Origin of the sequence: Rhizobium sp. TRM95796, assembly GCF_025779995.1 — a bacterium.
Lineage (GTDB): Bacteria > Pseudomonadota > Alphaproteobacteria > Rhizobiales > Rhizobiaceae > Rhizobium_E.
Map to the genome: position 1 here is coordinate 503,923 of NZ_JAOXHE010000001.1, position 21,460 is coordinate 525,382.

Genomic DNA, 21,460 nt, shown 5'->3' on the forward strand with positions numbered 1-21,460 from the left:
CTTATTCAACCAGCTTTTATCACCTCCTCCGACTGCTTGAGCAAGGCGTACTGCAATTCCTTGACGTGAGACCGCCACCAATTTTCCGCCCGGTGATCTTTTCATGTCGGGAATAGACAACTATCACTGCCGCGTCGCGGGCATGCTGCCGTGACCCAGCCCTCAATCCCCGTCCCTTGAAGACGCCGGAAAGAAGATCATGACAGACGCATTCGAAAAAGACCCCCTCGTCCTCTTCATGCCCTCGGGCAAGCGCGGCCGTTTTGCCATCGGCACGCCGGTTCTCGAGGCGGCGCGACAATTGGGTGTCTATGTCGAAAGCGTCTGCGGCGGACGCGCCACCTGCGGCCGCTGCCAGGTCGAGGTGCAGGAGGGCAATTTCGCCAAGCACGGCATCACCTCCTCCAACGACCATATTTCTCCCATCGGCCCCAAGGAAGAGCGTTACGACCGCGTCCGCGGCCTGCCGGAGGGACGCCGCCTTTCCTGTTCCGCCACAGTGCAGGGCGACCTCGTCATCGACGTGCCGCAGGACACGGTGGTCAATGCGCAGGTGGTGCGCAAGGCGGCATCCGACCGCGTCATCGAACGCAACGCCGCCGTCCAGCTCTGTTACGTCGAGGTCGAACAACCCGACATGCACAAGCCGCTCGGCGATCTCGATCGCCTGAAGGCCGTGCTCGAAAAGGATTGGGGCTGGAAGGATCTCTTGATCGCGCCGCATCTCATTCCGCAGATCCAGTCGATCCTGCGCAAGGGCGAATGGGGCGTGACTGCCGCCATCCATCGCGACATGGATTCCTCGCGCCCCTTCATCGTCGGCCTGTGGCCGGGCCTCAAGAACGAGGCCTATGGCATCGCCTGCGATATCGGCTCGACCACCATCGCCATGCATCTTGTGTCGCTGCTGTCGGGACGGATCGTCGGCTCGTCCGGCGCCTCCAATCCGCAGATCCGCTTCGGCGAGGATCTGATGAGCCGCGTCTCCTATGTGATGATGAACCCCGATGGCCGCGAGGCCATGACCAAGGCCGTCCGCGAAGCGGTCAACGGGCTGATCGGCAAAGTTTGCGAAGAAGGCGGCGTCGACCGCCACGACATCCTCGATTCCGTCTTCGTCGCCAATCCGATCATGCATCACCTGTTCGTCGGCATCGATCCGACCGAACTGGGTCAGGCCCCCTTCGCGCTGGCCGTGTCGGGCGCGCTGCAATATTGGGCCTCGGACATCGACATCGACATCAATCGCGGCGCGCGGCTCTATATGCTGCCCTGCATCGCCGGCCATGTCGGAGCCGACGCCGCCGGCGCGACGCTGTCTGAGGGCCCCTATCGCCAGGACAAGATGATGCTGCTGGTCGATGTCGGCACCAATGCCGAAATCGTGCTCGGCAATCGCGAGCGCGTCGTCGCGGCCTCCTCCCCGACCGGCCCGGCCTTCGAAGGCGCGGAAATCTCCTGCGGCCAGCGCGCCGCACCAGGCGCCATCGAGCGCGTCCGCATCGATACGGTCACGCTGGAGCCGAAATACCGCGTCATCGGCGTCGACAAATGGTCGGATGAAGACGGCTTCGAGGAAGCCGCCGCCGCGGTGGGCGTCACCGGCATCTGCGGCTCGGCCATTATCGAGGTCGTGGCGGAAATGTATCTGTCAGGGGTGATCTCCGAAGACGGCGTCGTCGACGGCGCCATGGCGGAAAAGAGCCACCGCATCATCGCCAATGGCCGCACCTTCTCCTATCTGCTGCGCGACGGCGAGCCGAAGATCACGGTGACTCAGAACGACATCCGCGCCATCCAGCTCGCCAAGGCGGCGCTCTATGCCGGCATCAAGCTCTTGATGGAAAAGCAGGGCGTCGACAAGGTCGACACGATCCGCTTCGCGGGCGCCTTCGGCTCGTTCATCGATCCGAAATACGCTATGGTGCTGGGCCTGATCCCGGATTGCGAACTCACCGAGGTCAAGGCGGTCGGCAACGCCGCCGGCACCGGCGCGCTGATGGCGCTGCTCAACCGCGATCATCGCCGCGAGATCGAGGCGACCGTCAAGAAGATCGAGAAGATCGAGACCGCGCTCGAGCCGCATTTCCAACAGCTGTTCATCGACGCCATGGCCATGCCCAACAAGGTGGACCCCTTCCCCGAACTCGCCAAGGTGGTGACGCTGCCGGAAAAGAAGGCAGTCAATCAGGATGGCGGCGAAGACGGCGGCCGCCGCCGCAGACGCAGCCGCGGCTGAGAGACGGCGCGGTCGGATACGATAGGGAGGAGAAAGCGGGACGGCCAGCGTGGTCTCGCGGCAGCCGCCTGACGTCAATCAGCAGCCCGACCCCGTTCTAAAGTTAACGGCAGTCGCATCCCGCGCGCCTTGTGACAGATGCATGACGCGCCGTCCAGCCTCAATCGTGCGCTGCGCCGGCGAGCGCTGCAGGCGACGCGCTCAAACCTGTTACGGCCGAATGAAAAACTCCCCGACAGACGGCCGGGGAGTCGCTTCACTTTAAGCACATATTTGTGTTTCAGAGCAGCAGGATGTCGTTGAAGTCAAAATTCTCGAGCTTCCTGCCGATGAAGGCGATCGCCTCGGCGGCGTCGCCGCCCTTGCCGTCGGCGTCATAGGACAGAATGCCGGTCTTGGAATTGTAGATGACGACGGCTTCGTCGGCGATCTTGGCTGCAGCGCCCGCGACGAAATCGGAGGCGACCAGATGGCCGGCCGTGCGCGCGAGGCCGGAAAACACCGAGCGGTCCAGCGCAACGGCGTCGTTGCCGTCGAAATCCATCAGGCGATCGGAATTCTCGGCGCCGAAGGCGGCGAAGTGAAACAGGTCGCTGCCGCCCTCGCCATAGAGCTTGTCATTGCCGAGGCCGGTGTGGATGTCGTTCGACCGGTTGTTGCCGCGCAGGACATTGTCGAGATCGTTGTCTTCAATGTCCGAGGCCCTCTTGCCGTTCAGGTCCACATTCTCGACATTGGCGTAGCCGCCGAGGTCGATCGAAAAGGCGGTGACGATCATGTCGACGCCGGCGTCGCCGTCTTCGAGGATCACGTCGCCATCGGCGTTGGTCAGCATATAGACGTCGTTGCCCGCCCCGCCCTGCAGCGTGTCGTCGCCGAGGCCGCCATTCAGTGTATCCTTGCCGTCGCCGCCGAACAGATTGTCGTTGCCGGCGCCGCCCAACAGCGAATCCAGCCCCGCACCGCCCTGCAGCGTGTCGGCATTCGCCGAGCCGGTCAGCGTGTCGGAAAGCGCGCCGCCCACGACGACCTCGAAGCCGTAAATCGAATCGATCGCGTTAGCCGCGCCCGTCGCCAGATTGATGGTCACCGCGCCCGCGTAATCGCTGTAATCCAGCGTATCGACGCCGTCGCCGCCGATCACGCTGCCTTCGACCAGCGCATGGTCCCCGGTCATCGCAAAGACGTTGTCGCCGGATCCGAAGATCACCGCCATTCCATTGCCGCCGGTGATCGTTCCGGCATTGCTGATCGTGTCGTCGAGGTCGCTGACGATCTTGACGCCGGTGTCCTCGACCCCGGTGATCGAACCTTCGTTGACGATCGTGGTCAGATAGAACGCATTGCCGCGCGAGCTGTCGTCGATCAGGATGCCGAGGCCGAGACCGCTGATAGTCGCGCCATCGTAATTGTTGATCGCGCCGCCGCCGGCCGCGATGCCTTCGGAAGTGTTCTCAAAGCCGTCCGAGCCGTTGCCATTCGCGCCCAGTCCCTGGATCACGCCGTAATTGTGGATCGTCGCCTCGAAATCGATGTCGACGCCGTCGCCGTCGCCGTCGAACACGCCGTCGGCGACTTCCCCTTCGGGACCATTGATGTCGACGCCTTCGGTGTAGCTGCCGGTGATCACGCCATGATTAGTAACGGTGGCGGAGCCGTCGGAACCGACGCCCGAACCGTTGCGGCCGGTGATTTCTGCGCCCTCGGCATTGTCGACGGTGATGACGGTGTCTTCATCGGCGTTGACGCCGTGCCGGTCTCCCAGAATGACGCCGGCGAAATTGTTCACCGAACCGGAAGCGCCCTCTTCGAACTGGATGCCGTCGGCGTTCTCGATCAGGTCGTCGCCGCTGCCGCCATAGATCGTGCCGGAATTGTCGATGTCGCCGACGCCGCCGACGCGGACGCCGTCGTTCGTGGCGCCGAGGATGGCTCCGCTGTTGACCACCGCGGTGATGAAGCCGCCGGCGCCGCCCGCGAAATCGATCGCCTGGCCGGTGGCGGATTCGATGTCGCCGGTGTTGGTGATCGTCACCTGCCCAGAGGTCACTGCGCCCGCCTGGATCTGGATCGCGTCGTCGTCGCTTTCGATCTGGCCATTGTTCTCGATCATGGCGGAGAGCGTCGCGCCGACCGAGGTTTCAAAGCGGATGGCGCGGCCTTCTTCGGCGGTGTTCTCGATCAGCCCGTTGTTGACGATCGAAGCCCCATCGGTCGCGCCGTTGAAGCGTACGGTCTGCGAATTGGCTGAAACGCTGAACACGCCGCCGGCATCGACGGTCAAAATGTCTTCGCCGGACATGCTGAGGCGAGCGGCGAGGGTCGTGGAGGCGGCAACAGTGGTGGTGGTCATCGTTTACCCATGAGTTGAAGAGGGTTTATCTTGAAAACGATGATCATCTATGTCGGACGGATGACAGTCTGATGACTGCCGAGGTCCAGGAAGCGCGCCCTCGTCCACACGGGAAGGAGCGAACCCGGCGACAAGGGCAGTTTACGCCGCTGCCGTCAGGCGCTCCAGGCCGCGATCGGCGAGCGTCATTCGGATATAATCGGCGACCGCCCTCACCGGCGCGGACGCCTCTTCGCCGACCGCGAGACCGATATCGTAATGGCCCATATTCGGGAGCCCTTCGGCCTCGCCGAGCACGGTCATGTCGGATTGCACCATGAAGCGGGCCAGCGGCGCAATGGCGAGGTCGGCCTGGATCGCGGCGAGTTGCCCCATATGATGTCCGCAGAAATAGGCGATGCGAAACGGCCGCGCCGAACGGGTCAATTCTTCGATGGCGCGCTTCCTCCAGATGCAGCCTTCGTTCCACACCGACAGGGGCAGCGGATCACGCAGATGCGCCCGGCCGTTCTTCTTGCCCACCCAGACCAGTTGCTCGGTCATCACCCGTTCGGCGGGATTGGGCGAAATACTGGGATCGAGGAAATTGAACAAAGTCAGGTCGAGCTTGCCCTCCGCCAGCGCTCTCCGCAGCGGCACGGAATTGTCGATCGTCACGTCGACGGCGAGCGACGGAAACATTTCGCCGAAATGCTTGAGAATCGCCGGCAGCATCAGCGTGCCGATATCGTCGGGAGACCCGAGCCTGACCACGCCCGCCATGTCCGGCGTGACGAAACGCGACACCACTTCGTAATTCATCGCCAGCATGCGCCGGGCATAGCCGAGCAGCACCTCGCCATGATGCGTCAGGGTCACCGAGCGCGCGTCTCGCCGAAACAGGCTGACGCCGAGTTGATCCTCGAGTTTCTTGATCTGCATCGACACCGCCGACGGCGTCCGGAACACGCGTTCGGCGGCGGTGGTGAAATTGCCGGTGTCGGCGATCGCGACGAATGTCTTGAGAATATCGAGCTCGAGTGTCGGGAGCGTGGAGGCGATCTGCGAAGCCATCGGGTCGACCCTTCAGAAAATCTCACAAATGAAGCTGCTTCATTGCGTTTCATTGAACCTCAATTCCAGATTTTCGTCAATCCCTCGTCTTGACGACCTCGCTGTCCGGTCGACAATCCTCGTCACGCGCGCTCTTGACGACGGCCTAGTCCGGCACGCAAATACTGATATATGCTCATGTTTGAAAGAGCGCCGAATGAGCCGGGAGGAAACGAGTGACGATTCATCAGGAGACGCCGCAGGTCGCGGATGCAGATATGCAGAGTCTGACCACCCTGCTCGCCCGGCAGCAAATGGCCTATCGGGGAGACATGTCGCCGTCTTTCGCTGTGCGGCGTGACCGGCTCGACCGTCTAGAAAGGCTGCTCGTCGCCCACCAGGACGCCTTCGCCCGCGCCATAGACGCCGACTTCGGCCGTCGTGACGCCATCGTGACAGGCTTGACCGAAACCATGACCGTGCGCGCGGCCTTGCGCCATGCGCGGCGACATCTCAAATCATGGATGAAGCCCGAACGCGTCGGCGTTTCCTGGGCGTTCCAGCCCGGTCGCGCCCATATCCATCGCCAGCCGCTCGGAGTGGTCGGCATCATCGCGCCGTGGAATTATCCGCTGCAACTGCTTCTGAGCCCGCTGGTCGGGGCGCTCGCCGCCGGCAATCGGGCCATGCTGAAGCCCTCCGAATATACCCCGGCCTTCGGCGCCGCGCTGGCCCGCGCTGTTGCGGAGACGTTTCGCGACGACGAAGTGACTGTCGTCACCGGCGGGGCGGATGTGGCTGCCGCTTTCACCGCCTTGCCCTTCGACCACCTGATTTTCACCGGATCGACCGGCGTCGGCCGAAAAGTCGCAGAAGTCGCCGGGCGCAATCTCACCCCCGTCACCCTCGAACTCGGCGGCAAGTCCCCCGCCATCATCGACGCCTCTGCCGACATGAGGCGCACGGCCGACCGGCTGGCCTGGGGAAAGCTCCTCAATTCCGGCCAGACCTGCGTCGCGCCCGATTATGTGCTCACCCCGCGCGCGCGCCTCGGAGAAACGGTCGAGGCGCTGAAGGCGGCGATGCTGCAACAATATCCGTCCTTCTCCCAAAATCCGGATTACACCAGCATCATCGCCCCCCGGCATTATGAACGGCTGAAGCAGATCGCCGCCGAGGCGCGGCAACAGGGCGCGGAGGTGATCTGGCTCGGCGAACCCGATGACGCGAACCGCATCCTACCCCCGGCCCTGATCCTGAATGCGACGAAGGAGATGGCGGTGATGCGGGAGGAGATTTTCGGTCCGCTTCTGCCCATCCTGCCCTATGACCGCGTGGAGGATGCGATCTCGCAGGTCAACGACGGTGAAAGACCGCTGGCGCTCTACTGGTTCGGCGAGGATGCACGTATTCGCGACCAGGTTCTGGCCAATACGATCTCCGGCGGCGTCACCGTCAATGACGTCATCCTGCATCTCGCCCAGGACGGATTGCCGTTCGGCGGCGTAGGCGCCTCCGGTTACGGCCATTATCACGGCGAACATGGGTTCAGGGCGCTCAGCAAGGAAAAACCGGTCTTCATTCAATCCCGTTTCGGCGCCGGCGGTCTACTCTATCCTCCTTACGGCGCGCTGGCCCGGCGCATGCTCGCAATTCTGCAGAAGTTTGCGTGAGGCCGACGACCCCAGCGCGATACGTCAAAATTACTGATATCTAGGTTCACATATATTCGTTTGTCTTATGGATTGGACAGCGCGATACTCCGACTGTCAGCAAAGCGGAAAGGAGTTTCATCATGGCTTTGTCCAGTCTAGAGACCGGTTTTACGGGTTCGCACGGCGCGCTGCACCGGGCACGCGCCTTCGCCGCATCATTTCTGTACGGCATTTCAGAGCGTTGGCGCGCCCGTCAGGATTTGTTGTCGCTCGAAAACGTTCCTTTCGACGTCATGAAGGACGTCGGGTTTCCTGGCGCGGAGCGCATGAATGAGAAGTGACGCCGCCCGACGCCATCGATATCAGGGATCCGGCGACAAAACCGGGTCCCTTTTCTTTTGAGGAATCCTTATTTCCCAAAGAGAAAATCCGCCTGCCTGCGTGGAAATATAAGCTCCGAAACATGGAACAAAATCTCGCCGCCGCAAAAAAGATATAAACTGTCGCCATAAGGCCATTGCAAAGTGACGCATTCAGACCACTTTGTTTCTCAGCGACAGACGAGGATTCACCTGCCATGCGGCCCGAAAGCTACTCCGTTTCCAAGAAGACACAGCAGGTGAAGCGGACGATCGTCTTCTTCCTGGTGCCCAATTTCACCATGCTGCCCTTCTCCGCCGCCGTGGAGACGCTGCGCATCGCCAACCGCATGCTGGGCTACGAGGCCTATCAATGGCGGCTCTGTTCGGTCGATGGGCAGAAGGTCTATTCCTCGTCCGGGATCGGCCTGGAAGCCAAGACGTCGCTGATGGACGAGCGCAAGAACCTGACGGGCGAAAACCGTCCCAACATGGTGCTGATGTGCTCGGGCATCTATGTCGAGGATTTCCGCAACAAGTCGGTCAACGCCTATCTGCGCGAAGTCTTCAACCGGGGTATCGCGGTCGGCAGCCTGTGCACCGGAGCGCATGTGCTGGCCCAGGCGGGTCTGCTCAACAACAAGCGCTGCGCCATCCACTGGGAAAACCTTCCGGGCTTCGCCGAGGCCTTCCCGCAGGCGGATGTGCATGCCGATCTGTTCGAAATCGACGGCAATGTCTACACCTGCGCCGGCGGCACCGCCTCGCTGGACATGATGCTCTATTTCATCCGCGAGGATTTCGGCGACAATCTTGTCAATCGCGTCTGCGAACAGCATCTCACCGATCGCGTCCGCTCTGCGACGGATCGCCAGCGCCTGCCGCTCAGGGCTCGCCTCGGCGTGCAGAACTCCAAGGTCCTGTCGATCATCGAGATCATGGAAAACAACCTCGCCGAGCCCTTGTCGCTGGTCGACATCGCCGACAAGGCCGGCCTGTCGCGTCGCCAGATCGAACGACTGTTCCGCCAGGAAATGGGCCGTTCGCCGGCGCGCTATTATCTCGAAATCCGTCTCGATCGCGCCCGCCATCTGCTGGTGCAATCGTCGATGCCGGTGGTGGAAGTGGCGGTCGCCTGCGGCTTCGTCTCGGCCTCGCATTTCTCGAAATGTTACCGCGAACTCTACGGCCGCTCGCCGCAGCAGGAGCGCGCCGATCGCAAGCAACTCGCCACCATGCCGAGCGTCAACGGCGCCGTCATGTGACGACGCCGGACATCCGGGCGTTCGAACGTCAGGCCGCCGCCATGCGGGCGACCTGATAGTCCGAGAACACCCGATTGCGGCCGGAATTCTTGGCGAGATAAAGATACTGGTCGGCGGCGTTCAAATAGTTGTCGAAGCTTTCCTCGTCGCTGATCGCCGCCAATCCCATCGAGACGGTGACGGAAATTTCCTCGTCGCCGACCACGATGCGGATATCGCCGATATCCTGGCGCAGCTTCTCGCAGGAGGCGAGCGCCTGCTCGATGTCGAGCCCGACGAACAACACGCCGAATTCCTCGCCGCCGAGCCGCGCCGCGATATGCGTCGAGTTGGCGACATGTTGCACCAGGCGCTTTGCCACCGACTTCAGCACCACGTCGCCGATCTCATGCCCATAGGTGTCGTTGAGCCGCTTGAAGTGATCGATGTCGAGCAGGCCCATGGCGAGCGCCTGCCCCTGGCGTAGCCCTGTTTCGACCATCTTCGGTCCGAGTTCGTAAAAATACCTGCGATTGTAGAGATCGGTGAGGTAGTCGCGCGACGCCATGCGCCGCAGCGCGTGAATATGCGCCTGCATCGCCAGCATGTGATCGATGCGGCCGAGCAACTCGGACGTCACGACCGGCAGATGAACGAAGTCGTCTCCACCGGCGCGAAAGAACTCCGCCACGTCGCCGTCGCGTTGACGCGTGGAAAAGCCGATGATCCGCAGCCGATCCTGCGGATAGCGCTGCTGGACGCGGTCGATGAAGGCGGCGCATGCGCCCATGCCGACATCCGCATCGATCAGCGCCAGTTGCACCCCGTCGGAATGATCGAGGATGCGCATGACTTCGCTCTCGCGCGACGCGACGGTGAACGGATGCGCTCCACCCTCGAGGTTCTCGATTAATGGCGAGCGCGACCCGCGCTGATCATAGACCAGGATGGAAGCGGATGCATAGGACAGGAACCGCTCGACGGCGCGGACGAGAAGATCGATGGAGCCCGAGGAGCATTTCGGAACATAATCCACCACCTCGCGGGCAAGCAACTCGTCGCGTTTGCGGTCGCTGGAAATGCCGCTGAACACGATCGAAGGGATGCCGCGGCTCATCACGAAATCCAGCGCCTCGCCATTGGCGGCGTCGGCCTGGCAGAGGTCGAGGATCGCGAGGTCGAAAGCGTCGCCCTCGGCCTCGATCAATCGCATGACGCCGGCGAGCGTCGGGCTGTGATGAACATCGCTGTTCAGCCGCCGCTCCAGCCGATCGCGGATGGCGGTGGAATAAAAGCGCGTGTCTTCGACGAGCAAGATACGGCCTGACCGCTTCGCTGCCGCACTTCCGGCGCTTCGTGTCGGATCCCACAACAATGACAGGGCCCACCCCTCAAACAACGAAAACATCGATCGCAGCGGCGATCGGTGGGGCCGAGCGGATCTACATCCGATAATTGCAACCCCTGCTCATGTGATTAAAATATGGGGGTCACCTCTTAACGCAACGTAAAGCAGCTGTCGGGCCCTTGGGGAAATTCGGGATATTCGCGAAATGCCACCAAAAATGATCAGGCGAGACACATCCTATGAGGGAAGCATGAACATGCGGCGGCCTTGAATTTATATTCATATCAGCTGATGGAAAAGACGGCGTCCAAACATCGAATTCGCCCGGCCGCCGCAGTCGATTTCCGCGCTCAGGCGCGCTTCTGGCGATCCAGCATGAACTTCATCTGCGCCAGCGTATCGAGGTTCTGATTGACGCGGCAATAGAATTCCTCGTCGATGAACGGACGCAGCATGAAATCGTTGCCGCCGGCCTTGAGGAACCGCGCCGACAACAGCCGGTCGGTGGACGACGACACGCCGATGATGCGGATCTCGTTCGAACCGATATGGGAGCGGATGCGCCGGGTCAGTTCGAAGCCGTCTATATCCGGCATGTTGTAATCGGTGATCACCAGGTTGATGTCGCGATTGGATTTGAGGATTTCCAGCGCCTTCTGGCCGCTGTCGGCGACGCTGACCTTGAAGTTGTAGCGCTTCAGGCGCGTCGTCAGAAGCGCCCGCGCCGTCTGGCTGTCGTCGACGATCAGCACATGGTGGTGGTGATTGGTCAGGAAACGGCAGGCGGCTTCGACCAGCATGTCGACGGCGAAGACGCTGTCCTTCAGGATATAATCGACGATCTGGTTGGCGAGCAGCTTGTCGCGCGTGGCGTCCTGCAGCGTGCCGGTGAACACGATGGTGGGAATGCCGACATCGACGAGATAGTTCAGCGCCTCGCCCTTCTCCGCCCCCGGCAGGTTCATGTTCGAGATCGCCAGCAGGATTTCCTCATCCGACGTCTCGTTGGCCTTCTGCATCTCCTCGAAGTCGCGGCAGATCTCGACATCGATCTCAAGCAGTTCCTTCATCCGCTGCTTGATCATCGACGTGAACACCGCCGAATCTTCGGCGACGATCACGCGGCTGCCCTTCAACGACACGCCGGAATAGTGCATTCCGGAAACACCCAGGAAATCCATAAAAGCCCCTTGTCTGGATAGCGCCCCTCTAAAACCGTTTAACAGCAAGCTTTTGAAATTCGGTTAAGCAACGGCTGATAAACGGCGAGCAAGGATGCTGAATGGGCAGGACGCGGGCGTGGCGTGGATTTAACGTTACCGGCGGGTTAGCGGGCGAAGGATACGAGATCGCTTTGTCAGCGTAGCGGATTGGAGATGAGGGGCCGTGCACGACATCAGTACAGGTCGAAATGCCGTTGGAGCCTTGAACCGCGCCTACCCCTCCTCCCCTTCAGATTTCGCGATCGGCAACGCCGACAGTTTCAACCCCATCGCCTTCATCAGTTTGAGAATGGTGGCGAATTCCGGATTGCCGCTTTCGCCGAGCGCCTTATACAGGCTTTCCCGCCCGAGACCGGCCTCCTCCGCGACCGCGGACATCCCGAGAGAGCGAGCCACCGTGTTGAGCGCCCGGCGGATCTCGACCGCATCGCCCTCTTCCAGTGCCAGCGCCAGATAGTCGGCGCGCCCTTCGGCGCTGCCGAGATAGTCGGCGGCGTCGAACCGGGGAAGATCCTTAATGGAGATCATCGGGCCAATCCTTCAAATCCTGAGCCAAGCGCTTGGCGACCAAAATGTCGCTTCTGGCTGTTTTTTGTCTACGCCGCAAAGAAGAACCACAATTGTTCGGCCTAGCTGTGCATAATAAATCCGGTAACCCGGACCATGGTCGATCCGCATTTCGTCAACACTGTCGCCGAGTGACTTGAAATCACCAAAATTCCCGTCCGCCTAGCGCTCGAGACGCAAGGCGATTTTGGAAGCAGCACGTAGGTCTCTCACACTGCGTAGCCAGCGATCAAAAAACGGATGGCGTCGGACATCCATGATCCTAGTATCCCATAAGATACGATTTTTCAAGAAAAATTGCTGGCCGCAACGTCAGCAACTGAAAATAGCAATAAAGCTGGCAAATTCTACACAAAAAACCCGCCGATCTCTCAACCGGCGGGCTCATATCTCTCAAAACCCTGACGCCTCTTACGTCCGCGGCTTCACATTTTCCGGGTCATACAGCGGCTTGTAGCCCACCGCCGCCACTTCCACCGGATAGGTTTCGGCGAAATACTCGACATTCAGCTTGCGGCCGACCTGGCAGTAGTCCCAGGGCAGGTAAGCCAGCGCGATGTTCTTGCCGAGCGTCGGGCCGAAGGCGATGGAGGTGGTGTAGGAGCGGCGGCCGAGTTCGTCGACCAGCACAGCGCCCGTGTCCGGATCCATGACCGGCAGCGTGCCGACCGGGTAGCGGGCCACGCCCGAGGCGTCGACATTGTCGGTCATCACCAGCGTGCAGAGCATGGCGGGCTGATGCGCGCGGGCCTTGTATTCGAGATGCTTGGCCTTGCCGCGGAAATCGGCTTCCTTGACCTTCGGACGCGCCAGATCGGCTTCGATCAGGTTGTACTGCGTCAGGAGGTCGGCGTTCTGCAGGCGCAGGCTCTTTTCCATGCGGCGGGAATTGGCGTAGGTTTCCACGCCGAAGGCCATGACGCCGGTGGAGCGCAGCGCATCCCAGACGGCGAGGCCGTCCTCATACTTCATATGCAGTTCCCAGCCCTGCTCGCCGACATAGGAGATGCGGAAGGCGGTGACATGCTTGCCGGCGATCTCGATCGGCTTGATGGCGGCAAAGGCGAAGTTTTCGATGTCGAGGCCGGCAGGATCGGCGACCACCTTCTTCAGCGTGTCGCGGGCGTTGGGGCCCCAGATGCCGATGGTGATGTACTTCTCGCTGACATCGGTGATGGTCACGTCGAGGCCGCGATCCTCCGCGACCCGCTTCATATAGTGGAAGTCGCGCGGGCCAGCGTCGGCGCCGTTCACCAGGCGGCAGCGGTCGGCCATGCGGAACACGGTGAAGTCGGCCCGCACCATGCCCTCGTCATCGAGGAAGTGGGTGTAGACGCCCTTGCCGATATTGGCGTCGCCGCCGATTTTCGCGGCGCAGAGCCATTCCATCAGCTCGACATGATCAGGGCCTTCGATGTCGACCATGTGGAAATGGCTGAGATTGACGATGCCGCAATCCTCGCTCATCGCCAGATGTTCGGCGTTGGAGACGCGCCAGAAATGGCGGTTGTCCCATTCGTTGGCGCGCACCGGCACGCGGTCGGCGTATTTTTCGAGCAGATGCTCATTGGCCTTGTAGCCATGGGCGCGCTCCCAGCCGCCGAGCTCCATGAAGTGGCCGCCGAGTTCGACTTCGCGCTCATACATCGGCGAGCGCTTGGCGTTGCGGCTGGTGGCGTAGGGCTCGCGCGGATGCACGGCCGGGAAATAGATCTTCTGGGCCGCTTCGAAGCAGCGGTTGGCGATGAACTCTTCCGTCAGCTGGTGCGGATAGAAACGGGCGTAGTCGATCGAGTTGTGGTCGATCTCGGTGCGGCCGTCGGTCAGCCAGTCGGCGATCAGCTTGCCGTAGCCGGGGCCGTCCTTGACCCAGATCGCGACGCAATACCACAGGCCGCGAACCTTCTGGCTCTCGCCGCAAGACGGGCCGCCGGCGGCCGACACCTGCAAGAGACCGTTGAAGCTGTGACTCTCATTATAGCCGAGTTCGCCGAGGATCGGCGTCAGCTCCATCGCGCGCTCGAGCGGCTCGATGATCTGCTCCATTTCCAGGTCGCGCTGCGAGGGCGACAGGCGCGCCTCGTGCTTTTCGAGCAGCTCGCGCGGATGGCACATGCGCGGATTGGTGGTCTCGTAATAGCCCCACTCGATCTGGCCGCCTTCGGTGGTCTTGGGATCGCCGGTGTCGCGCATATAGGCGGAGTTGCCCTGGTCGCGCAGCAGCGGATAGCCGATTTCCTTGCCGGTGCCTTCGAACTCGTTATAGGGACCGAAGAAGGTCAGCGGATGGTCGACCGGCATCACCGGCAGGTCTTCGCCGACCATTTCGGCGATCAAGCGGCCCCAGAGGCCGGCGCAGACGATGACGTGATCGGCCATGATCGTGCCGCGATGGGTGACGACGCCTTTGATGCGGCCGTTTTCGACGATCAGCGATTTCGCCGGCGTGTTGGAGAACACCGAGAGCTTGCCGGTCTTCTCGGCCGCGTCGATCAGCTTGCCGGCGACGGTCTGCGAGCGCGGCACCACGAGGCCGGCGTCGGGGTCGAACATGCCGCCCATCACCTGATCTTCCTCGATCAGCGGGAAGAGCGTCTTGATTTCGGCGGGGCTGACATAATGGGCGCGGGTGCCGAAGGCCTTGGCGGAGGACAGCTTGCGCTTGATCTCTTCCATCCAGGTCTCGTCGCCGGTGCGGGCGACTTCGAGACCGCCGATGCGGGCGTAATGGCCCATCTTCTCATAGAAATCGATCGAATACTGCGTCGTCCAGACCGACAGATAGTCATGGCTGGTGGTGTAGCAGAAATCCGACGCATGCGCCGTCGAGCCGATATCGGTGGGGATGCCCGACTTGTCGATGCCGACGATGTCGTCCCAGCCGCGCTCGATGAGATGGTGGGCGATGGAGGCCCCCACGATGCCGCCCAACCCGATGATGACGACTTTTGCCTTTTGCGGAAACTCTGCCATGTGCATGCAACCCCGATTGTTGTTGGCGGGGATTTTACGGGGTCAGGCGACGTCGTTAAAGCCTGAATGCGACATTCTACCCAAACTGCACGACTGAGGGAAAATCTCTTGCCGCCAAGGCGCGCCTGAGCGCGTCGGGATATGGGGGACGGGTGTCGCGGGGAGGAAAGGAGACCTCATGTCGTGAATTGTCTAAGGCAGGAACTGAATGCCGAAGTTGTGGAGCTTACGAGGTACGCTCTCGCCCATAGCCGTCTCGCTGAGTTCGATATTCGCCTACCACTCACCAATGAATCTCGGGACGAGTTTCGCAAGTGGGTGAATACCCTCCGACTCAAGAAACAGCTTGTTATGTGACATGCCGATGACGCTGGTATCGTCCCAACAAAACGTTGGGGCGAGTCGATCTTATAAACAGTGATAGAATACCAGTTTCTGTGCAGCGACGCCCGTCGAGCTGGGTCTAGTCAGGTATGACGGAGCACCCTTCAGCCACAGGTTCTCCTCCGGCTAAATTCGCAGGTGTCATTTTGAACGATGCTCGGTCAAACATCCACATAACCATGTCTCTGAGCGCAGCTGTAGTGTCAGCTTCGTCAAACCCGTCATTCTGCTTCGGAATTCTAAAAAGAAATACATTTTCATAGAGTTTTTGTTCGTATGGAGCCATAATTTCCATCAGACCATCTTTAAATTGCTTCGCGCACATAAACTTTGATCTCGAGTATATTATAAATTTCGTAGGTTTACCGCTATGGCGAGCAATAAGGCTGAGCATTCTTACTATTTTGTTTCCGCAACGATTGTCGATCATCGGCTCACAATTTACCTGCTTTCCAGAAGCGTCCGATTTACTTTTCTCGAATGCAGACCAATGTAGTAACACGAGATCAGGATGCTTGTTTGCGATCTGCTCCCAATCCGACCAGTCTACTCTTACACCAATTTGGTGAAAAATCGGGTCTGGGTCTCCAATTTTTCCGGCCAATAGCTCAGTAAGGACTACGAGATTACTTCGACCCGTCATGTCGGCGTCAGATTGATAACTGAGATTAGTCCCGTCTACCAAGGCGATATTGATTTTTGATGGAGGAACATTAAGTATCGCAAATATACCTGTATCTTTTATGCATTTTCGTGCGCTGTCCAACGACTGGTTGTTTGCCGCGGCATCGATTTCACTTACTTGCGAGTACACTTTCGAGTATTTTTCTGAAGCCTCAACTTCTGCTGCAAGTGACTTTTCAATGACGTCAATTGCTGCACGAACTTTAAGGGCGTACGCCTTGTCCAGCTTCTCGCTCACAAGGCAGGCGGATTTAATCGCATCCAAAATAGCTGTTATGTTGGCTGGAAGCTCCTGCGCGGTGAGCGCAGATGGGATGAGAAGAGAAAGGGCAATAGCAGCTGTGCAAAGAATTCTCCTCATAATACCATTTCCTCATTTTTTTGACTTGTGCTTTTATATTAACAGGATTTTGATCACACAGTCGAGATCATTTAGGCAGGGTGGGCATCAAGAATTTGATAATATCCGGTCTACTTTGCTCGATCTCGTGCAATCTGAATTTTCGAAAATTCTAGATCCTGACCTTAGTGTTGGACTGAACGGTTCCTGCTCAGTCGCTAAGTTATTTGAGTCAAAAAATGAGAATCTTACACTTTGAGCGCTTGCTCTGACCCTCGGCAGATCTTAGTGCCCGTGGTTAGCGTCCGTCAGTCTTTTACGGCTACAAGTCTTGAAGCGCGGTTTAGTCGTCTCATTCTCCAGACGCAACAGCCGCTCGTGTTCCGTGAGCAGGTTATGGCGCAGCCAGACGCCGCGCACGCCGCCTGAAGAGACGGCAAGACCCTTGAGCCGGAGTTCCTGCTCGACCCGAAGCGCGCCGTGGCAGGGATGATCGAGGCTGTGCGCGAGCATCGCCTCTTCGATCTCGGCGGGCACGCGGTTCGGATGTGGCCCCTTCGCTCCAGGCAGCCGGTCGATCATTCCTTCGGCTCCATAGGTCTGGAAGTTGAGGCGGATCTGGTTGAATTGCTGGCGGGAATAGCCCATCACCTTGCAGGCGCGGGAAAAATTGGAAAGTTCGCTCGCGAGATCGAGAAAAGACAGCTTGCGACGTGCTATTTTGTCCATCGTGGCCATGTTCGTTGTCCTCGGATTCGAGATGTTTGGCGACACCATCAAACCCGCTCTCGCGCGGCATGGCCACACCCGTTTCGAAGCGCTCGACTCTCGCGGTCGCGCATCGAAACTTCAGATCAACTGTCAGGCGATTACCATCTCAGGACAGTCGGGTTTCCCTCACCAGCATCACCAGCTTGCAGTCCGGCCGGTCCGCCGGCCGAAACGTGAACTGCCGGTAACGCACCATCCCGCGCTCCGGATGCAGAAATCCCCGATCGCCGCCTTCGCGATCCATCACCGTCTGCGCCTTCCAGAGCGCGGCGAAATCGGCGCTGTCGGCGACCAGACGCTCCACCAGCGCCAGCATCGGCGGATCGTTGAAGCTGGCGCCGAAATCGGCGCGGAATTCGGCGAGCGCTCGGGCGGCGCGATCGGGCCAATCGAGGATGAAGCGCCGGGCCGAAGGGTCGAGGAAGATGTAGCGCAGCAGATTTCGGTCGCGCCCCTCCCCGAGCCAGCCGGAGAAGAGATCGGCCGCCGCGATATTCCAGGCGATGGCGTTCCAGAACCGGTCTAGGCCATAGGCCGGATGCGGCAGCGCCTCGACCATTGCGGCCAGACTGTCCGGCGCCCGCTCGCTCGGCTCGGCCTGGGCATGATCGGGATCGCGGCGGCCGGCGAGCTCAAAAAGATAGGCGCGTTCGGCCCGCGTCAGCAGCAGCGCCTCGGCGAGACGCGCGAGCGCCTGCGGCGAGGCCTGCGCATCGCGCCCCTGCTCGATCCAGGTCACCCAAGTGGCGGAGAGCTGGGCGCGGGCCGCCAGTTCCTCGCGCCGCAAGCCCGGCGTGCGACGCCGGCCCGTGGGCGGGTCGGGCGTCAGCCGTTCGCGATGGGCGCGGACGAAATCGCCCAGCAGTTTTCGTTGGTGGTCGCTGGTCATGGCAGATCTTATACCAGGATAAAGCCTCATCTTGTAACAGAATAAATGCCTGTCATAGTCGCCGAGTCAAGACAGGAGACAATCGATGCGAAAGAGCCACCAGACCCATGTCGAGGGGCAGTTCGGCCCCCGCGCCCAAGCCTATGTCGCCTCCAGCGTTCACGCCCAGGGCGCCGATCTCGGTTATATCGCTAAGGTCGCCGCCGCGATCCGCCCTGCCCGCGCCATCGATCTCGGCTGCGGCGGCGGCCATGTCGCCTATCGGCTGGCCGAACATGCCGGCCGGGTGACCGCCTGCGATCTCTCCGCCGACATGCTGAAAGCCGTGACTGAGACCGCCGCGGCGCGCGGACTGACCAATATCGACACCGTCCGGGCGCCGGCGGAAAAGTTGCCGTTTGAAAATGCCGCCTTCGACATGCTCGGCTGTCGCTTCACCGCCCATCACTGGCGCGACGCCAAAGCCGGCCTGCGCGAAGCGCGGCGCGTGTTGAAGCCCGGCGCGACGGCCCTCTTCGTCGATGTCGTCGCCTCGGCCGATCCGCTCTATGACAGCCATTTGCAGGTTGTAGAGACGCTCCGCGACACCTCGCATGTCCGCGATTATTCGCTGGCCGAATGGACCGTGATGCTGGAACAGGCAGGCTTCGAGGTGACGGGCGTCAAGCGCTGGCGGATGCAGATGGAGTTTTCGAGCTGGATCGCCCGCATGGCGACGCCGCCCGAGCTCGTCGCCGCGATCCGCTCGGTGCAGGAGAGCGCGAGCGCCGATGTGAAAGCCTATTTCGAGATCGAGCCCGACGGCTCCTTCATGCTCGACATGGCGCTTCTTGAAGCGCGGGCGGCCTGAGCCGCCCGCCGCGATCAGCCGAACAATCCGCCGAGGAAATAGAAGGCGGCGGAGATCGCCGCCGCCGCCGGCAGCGTCACGATCCAGGCGATGACGATATTGCCGGCCAGACCCCAGCGCACGGCGGAGACGCGGCGGGCGGCGCCGACGCCGACGATCGCGCCGGTGATGGTGTGGGTGGTGGAGACGGGAATGCCGAGCCAGGTGGCGCCGAACAGGGTCAGCGCGCCGCCGGTTTCGGCGCAGAAGCCCTGCATCGGATTGAGCCTGGTGATCTTCGAGCCCATCGTATGCACGATCTTCCAGCCGCCCATCAGCGTGCCCAAGGCCATGGCCGACTGGCAGGAAATCACCACCCAGAACGGCACATGGAAATTCCCGCCGAGATAGCCCTGCGAATAGAGCAGCACGGCGATGATGCCCATGGTCTTCTGCGCGTCATTGCCGCCGTGGCCGAGCGAATAAAGCGAGGCCGAGACGAATTGGGCGAAGCGGAAAGTCTTGTCGACCGCAAACGGCGTCTGGCGCACGAATAGCCAGGACACCAGAAGCACCAGCAGAAGCGCCAGGAAGAAGCCGATCGCCGGCGACAGGAAGATCGCCCCCACCGTCTTCAACAGCCCCGTCAGCACCAGCGCATCGCCGCCGGTCTTGGCGAGGCCCGCCCCGACGAGACCGCCGACCAGCGCATGCGAAGAACTTGAGGGAATGCCGAAGATCCAGGTGACGACATTCCAGATGATCGCGCCCATCAGCGCCGAGAAGATCACCAGCGGCGAGACGATCGAAGGATCGATGATGCCCTTGCCCAGCGTCTCGGCCACATGCAGGCCGAAGAACAGAAAGGCGATGAAATTGAAGAAGGCCGCCCAGAACACCGCATATTGCGGCCTGAGAACGCGGGTCGAGACGATGGTGGCGATGGAATTGGCCGCGTCATGCAGTCCGTTGAGGAAATCGAACAACAGCGCGATTCCCACCAGCGCGATCAGAAGCGGCAGAGCGAGGGTCGCATCCATCAGACATTCTCGATCACGATGCCGCTGATCTCGTTGGCGACGTCTTCGAAGCGGTCGACGACCTTTTCGAGCTCGCTATAGATCTCGCTGCCGATCATATAGGCCATCGGATTGCTGTGGCCATGCTTGCGGAACAGGTCCTTGAGGCCCTGGTCGTGCAGGTCGTCGGAGCGCCCCTCCACCCGCATCACCTCTTCGGCGATCGCCGTCAGCCGCGTGTGGTTCGGCCCCAGGCGATCGAGCAGCGGAATGGCTTCGGCGCAGAGCCGCGCCGCCTCGACGATGGTGACACCCATTTCCTTCATACCCGGCTCGAAACTCTTCTGCTCGAACAGGCGGATGGTCTTCACCGTCTTCTGCATCATGTCGACGGCGTCGTCCATCGACTGGATCAGGTCCTTGATGTCGCCGCGATCAAAGGGGGTGATGAAGCTCTTGCGCACCGCGAGCAGCACCTCGCGGGTGATGTCGTCGGCCTCGTTTTCGAGCGCGACGATGCGGTCGCAATGCGCCTCGAGATCGCCCTCGCCGGCGAGAAGCGCCCGCAACTCCTCGGCCGCCGCCATCACCACCTTCGAGTGGCGCTCGAACAGATCGAAGAAGCGGTCTTCCCGCGGCATCAATTTCCTAAACAGGCCCAGCATGTCACTTTCCATGAATTGTCATGAAACTGTCATAAAAGCCTGAGGCCGAAGCCGAAACACTGCCGGGGGCGTTAAGTTGCCCAAACGCGAGGTTATCCACCGGGGAACAAGGCGCGTGACGGGCCGTTGGGTTCAAAACAGCCTGCATCAGACAGAAAGGACTGCTATGATGAACCCCAAGCCTGTCGCCCAATCTCCCCGAGACGCCGCCCCGCAGATTGATCCATTGACCGGAAAGGCGATCCCGATCGCGCCTTTCGGCGAGTTGTCGGACCGTGAGATCGAGGACGGGGCCAAGGGAAAGGAAGATGCGGCGCGGATCGATCCCGATAGCCGCATCCCGCGCCCGCCGCAGCCGGATCTCGCCTGATCAGCCGGGCTCCCAGCCCGGCTCGGCCATGGTGAAGCCCGCGAAGTCGAAGCCGGGCGCGACGGTGCAGCCCACCAGCGTCCAGTCGCCCTGGCTCTCGGCGCTCTGCCATTCGTCCTTGCGCACCACGACCTGCGGATGTTGTCCCGCCAGCACGTCGGGGCCGAGGGTTGAGGCGCGCGCCGTCTTGCCATCGGCGGAAAGGCGCAAGGTCAGCGGCGCGCCCGCGTAATAGTGCCAGACCTCCACCGCATCGACCTTGTGCCAATGCGAACGCTGCCCGGCCTCCAACAAATAATAGATACAGGTGGAGCACGCTCTGCCGTCCCGCGTCTCGCCGTCCTTGAAGGTCTGCACATACCAGCCGCCTTCCGGATGCGGCTCGAGTTCGAGGGCGTCGATGATGTCGCGGGCGGTGGTCATGGGCTCTCCGTTGACGTAGTCGCTGAGCGGCGGCGTCCTGTTTCGCCAGCCTTATAGACATCACCGCGTTGGAAAGTCGACTATCCGCCCAGA

At 61.0% G+C, this 21,460-nt stretch carries 18 protein-coding genes and 1 pseudogene; 6 read left to right on the top strand and 13 right to left on the bottom strand.

The genetic code is table 11. The features are described 5' to 3' along the window. Positions 1 to 199 precede the first annotated feature (199 nt). A complete protein-coding gene (locus OCK01_RS02460) occupies positions 200 to 2,239 on the top strand; it encodes an ASKHA domain-containing protein (protein WP_263822542.1) in 2,040 nt (679 codons plus the stop codon). A 280-nt stretch (positions 2,240 to 2,519) separates the two neighbouring features. Here the strand turns inward: OCK01_RS02460 and OCK01_RS02465 are convergent, their stop codons facing one another. Further along, a complete protein-coding gene (locus tag OCK01_RS02465) occupies positions 2,520 to 4,592 on the bottom strand; it encodes a calcium-binding protein (protein WP_263822543.1) in 2,073 nt (690 codons plus the stop codon). A gap of 141 nt (positions 4,593 to 4,733) precedes the next feature. Then, positions 4,734 to 5,645, bottom strand: coding sequence for a LysR family transcriptional regulator (locus tag OCK01_RS02470; protein ID WP_182829129.1), 912 nt, complete (start codon positions 5,643 to 5,645; stop codon positions 4,734 to 4,736). 215 nt (positions 5,646 to 5,860) lie between these two features. On the opposite strand from OCK01_RS02470, the gene OCK01_RS02475 reads away from it, so the two are divergent. The 3 genes from OCK01_RS02475 (at position 5,861) to OCK01_RS02485 (ending at position 8,903) form a co-directional block, all read left to right on the top strand. Beyond that, positions 5,861 to 7,297 carry a coniferyl aldehyde dehydrogenase gene (locus OCK01_RS02475; RefSeq protein ID WP_263822544.1) on the top strand — a complete coding sequence of 479 codons (1,437 nt, stop codon included), beginning with the start codon at positions 5,861 to 5,863 and terminating at the stop codon, positions 7,295 to 7,297. 122 nt (positions 7,298 to 7,419) lie between these two features. After that, entirely contained in the window at positions 7,420 to 7,620 is a 201-nt protein-coding gene (locus OCK01_RS02480; RefSeq protein ID WP_263822545.1) for a hypothetical protein, read from the top strand. 236 nt (positions 7,621 to 7,856) lie between these two features. Next, a complete protein-coding gene (locus OCK01_RS02485; protein WP_263822546.1) occupies positions 7,857 to 8,903 on the top strand; it encodes a GlxA family transcriptional regulator in 1,047 nt (348 codons plus the stop codon). A 28-nt stretch (positions 8,904 to 8,931) separates the two neighbouring features. On the opposite strand, the gene OCK01_RS02490 is transcribed toward OCK01_RS02485, so the two are convergent. The 8 genes and pseudogenes from OCK01_RS02490 to OCK01_RS02525 form a co-directional block, all read right to left on the bottom strand. Then, positions 8,932 to 10,197: a diguanylate cyclase gene (locus tag OCK01_RS02490; protein ID WP_182829127.1), complete on the bottom strand. Its 1,266-nt coding sequence runs from the start codon at positions 10,195 to 10,197 to the stop codon at positions 8,932 to 8,934. 383 nt (positions 10,198 to 10,580) lie between these two features. After that, the gene (locus tag OCK01_RS02495; protein WP_182829126.1) at positions 10,581 to 11,411 is read right to left on the bottom strand and encodes a response regulator; all 831 of its coding nucleotides are present in this window, start codon (positions 11,409 to 11,411) and stop codon (positions 10,581 to 10,583) included. 255 nt (positions 11,412 to 11,666) lie between these two features. Then, positions 11,667 to 11,981, bottom strand: a complete 315-nt coding sequence (locus tag OCK01_RS02500; RefSeq protein WP_263822547.1) for an addiction module antidote protein — start codon at positions 11,979 to 11,981, stop codon at positions 11,667 to 11,669. A 12-nt stretch (positions 11,982 to 11,993) separates the two neighbouring features. Next, positions 11,994 to 12,131, bottom strand: coding sequence for a hypothetical protein (locus tag OCK01_RS26430; protein WP_318530221.1), 138 nt, complete (start codon positions 12,129 to 12,131; stop codon positions 11,994 to 11,996). Between the two features lie 300 nt (positions 12,132 to 12,431). After that, positions 12,432 to 14,993, bottom strand: coding sequence for a GcvT family protein (locus OCK01_RS02510; RefSeq protein ID WP_263822548.1), 2,562 nt, complete (start codon positions 14,991 to 14,993; stop codon positions 12,432 to 12,434). 463 nt (positions 14,994 to 15,456) lie between these two features. Further along, positions 15,457 to 16,422 carry a hypothetical protein gene (locus OCK01_RS02515; RefSeq protein ID WP_263822549.1) on the bottom strand — a complete coding sequence of 322 codons (966 nt, stop codon included), beginning with the start codon at positions 16,420 to 16,422 and terminating at the stop codon, positions 15,457 to 15,459. 336 nt (positions 16,423 to 16,758) lie between these two features. Beyond that, positions 16,759 to 17,139 (bottom strand): annotated as a pseudogene (locus OCK01_RS02520) (helix-turn-helix domain-containing protein); the annotation flags it as partial. 139 nt (positions 17,140 to 17,278) lie between these two features. Beyond that, positions 17,279 to 18,061, bottom strand: coding sequence for a helix-turn-helix transcriptional regulator (locus OCK01_RS02525; RefSeq protein ID WP_263822550.1), 783 nt, complete (start codon positions 18,059 to 18,061; stop codon positions 17,279 to 17,281). An 85-nt stretch (positions 18,062 to 18,146) separates the two neighbouring features. Here OCK01_RS02525 and OCK01_RS02530 point away from each other — a divergent pair, with 85 nt between their 5' ends. Next, positions 18,147 to 18,911, top strand: coding sequence for a class I SAM-dependent methyltransferase (locus OCK01_RS02530; protein WP_263822551.1), 765 nt, complete (start codon positions 18,147 to 18,149; stop codon positions 18,909 to 18,911). Between the two features lie 14 nt (positions 18,912 to 18,925). Here the strand turns inward: OCK01_RS02530 and OCK01_RS02535 are convergent, their stop codons facing one another. Together OCK01_RS02535 and OCK01_RS02540 are read right to left on the bottom strand one after the other, a co-directional pair. Further along, positions 18,926 to 19,930: an inorganic phosphate transporter gene (locus OCK01_RS02535; RefSeq protein WP_263822552.1), complete on the bottom strand. Its 1,005-nt coding sequence runs from the start codon at positions 19,928 to 19,930 to the stop codon at positions 18,926 to 18,928. Then, positions 19,930 to 20,574, bottom strand: coding sequence for a DUF47 domain-containing protein (locus OCK01_RS02540; protein WP_263822553.1), 645 nt, complete (start codon positions 20,572 to 20,574; stop codon positions 19,930 to 19,932). The genes OCK01_RS02535 and OCK01_RS02540 overlap by 1 nt, the downstream gene beginning before the upstream one ends. A 169-nt stretch (positions 20,575 to 20,743) precedes the next feature. Between OCK01_RS02540 and OCK01_RS02545 the strand changes: the two genes are divergently transcribed. Further along, positions 20,744 to 20,944 (top strand): hypothetical protein, encoded by a 201-nt coding sequence (locus OCK01_RS02545; protein ID WP_263822554.1) that lies wholly within the window; start codon positions 20,744 to 20,746, stop codon positions 20,942 to 20,944. On the opposite strand, the gene OCK01_RS02550 is transcribed toward OCK01_RS02545, so the two are convergent. Beyond that, a complete protein-coding gene (locus OCK01_RS02550; protein ID WP_263822555.1) occupies positions 20,945 to 21,367 on the bottom strand; it encodes a cupin domain-containing protein in 423 nt (140 codons plus the stop codon). Between the last annotated feature and the right edge of the window lie 93 nt (positions 21,368 to 21,460).

Coding starts and splice junctions, on each gene's coding strand:
- OCK01_RS02460 (WP_263822542.1), top strand. CDS start 200: ATGACAGACGCATTCGAAAAAGACCCCCTCGTCCTCTTCATGCCCTCG.
- OCK01_RS02465 (WP_263822543.1), bottom strand. CDS start 4,592: ATGACCACCACCACTGTTGCCGCCTCCACGACCCTCGCCGCTCGCCTC.
- OCK01_RS02470 (WP_182829129.1), bottom strand. CDS start 5,645: ATGGCTTCGCAGATCGCCTCCACGCTCCCGACACTCGAGCTCGATATT.
- OCK01_RS02480 (WP_263822545.1), top strand. CDS start 7,420: ATGGCTTTGTCCAGTCTAGAGACCGGTTTTACGGGTTCGCACGGCGCG.
- OCK01_RS02485 (WP_263822546.1), top strand. CDS start 7,857: ATGCGGCCCGAAAGCTACTCCGTTTCCAAGAAGACACAGCAGGTGAAG.
- OCK01_RS02495 (WP_182829126.1), bottom strand. CDS start 11,411: ATGGATTTCCTGGGTGTTTCCGGAATGCACTATTCCGGCGTGTCGTTG.
- OCK01_RS02500 (WP_263822547.1), bottom strand. CDS start 11,981: ATGATCTCCATTAAGGATCTTCCCCGGTTCGACGCCGCCGACTATCTC.
- OCK01_RS26430 (WP_318530221.1), bottom strand. CDS start 12,131: ATGCGGATCGACCATGGTCCGGGTTACCGGATTTATTATGCACAGCTA.
- OCK01_RS02510 (WP_263822548.1), bottom strand. CDS start 14,993: ATGGCAGAGTTTCCGCAAAAGGCAAAAGTCGTCATCATCGGGTTGGGC.
- OCK01_RS02515 (WP_263822549.1), bottom strand. CDS start 16,422: ATGAGGAGAATTCTTTGCACAGCTGCTATTGCCCTTTCTCTTCTCATC.
- OCK01_RS02525 (WP_263822550.1), bottom strand. CDS start 18,061: ATGACCAGCGACCACCAACGAAAACTGCTGGGCGATTTCGTCCGCGCC.
- OCK01_RS02530 (WP_263822551.1), top strand. CDS start 18,147: ATGCGAAAGAGCCACCAGACCCATGTCGAGGGGCAGTTCGGCCCCCGC.
- OCK01_RS02535 (WP_263822552.1), bottom strand. CDS start 19,930: ATGGATGCGACCCTCGCTCTGCCGCTTCTGATCGCGCTGGTGGGAATC.
- OCK01_RS02540 (WP_263822553.1), bottom strand. CDS start 20,574: ATGCTGGGCCTGTTTAGGAAATTGATGCCGCGGGAAGACCGCTTCTTC.
- OCK01_RS02545 (WP_263822554.1), top strand. CDS start 20,744: ATGAACCCCAAGCCTGTCGCCCAATCTCCCCGAGACGCCGCCCCGCAG.
- OCK01_RS02550 (WP_263822555.1), bottom strand. CDS start 21,367: ATGACCACCGCCCGCGACATCATCGACGCCCTCGAACTCGAGCCGCAT.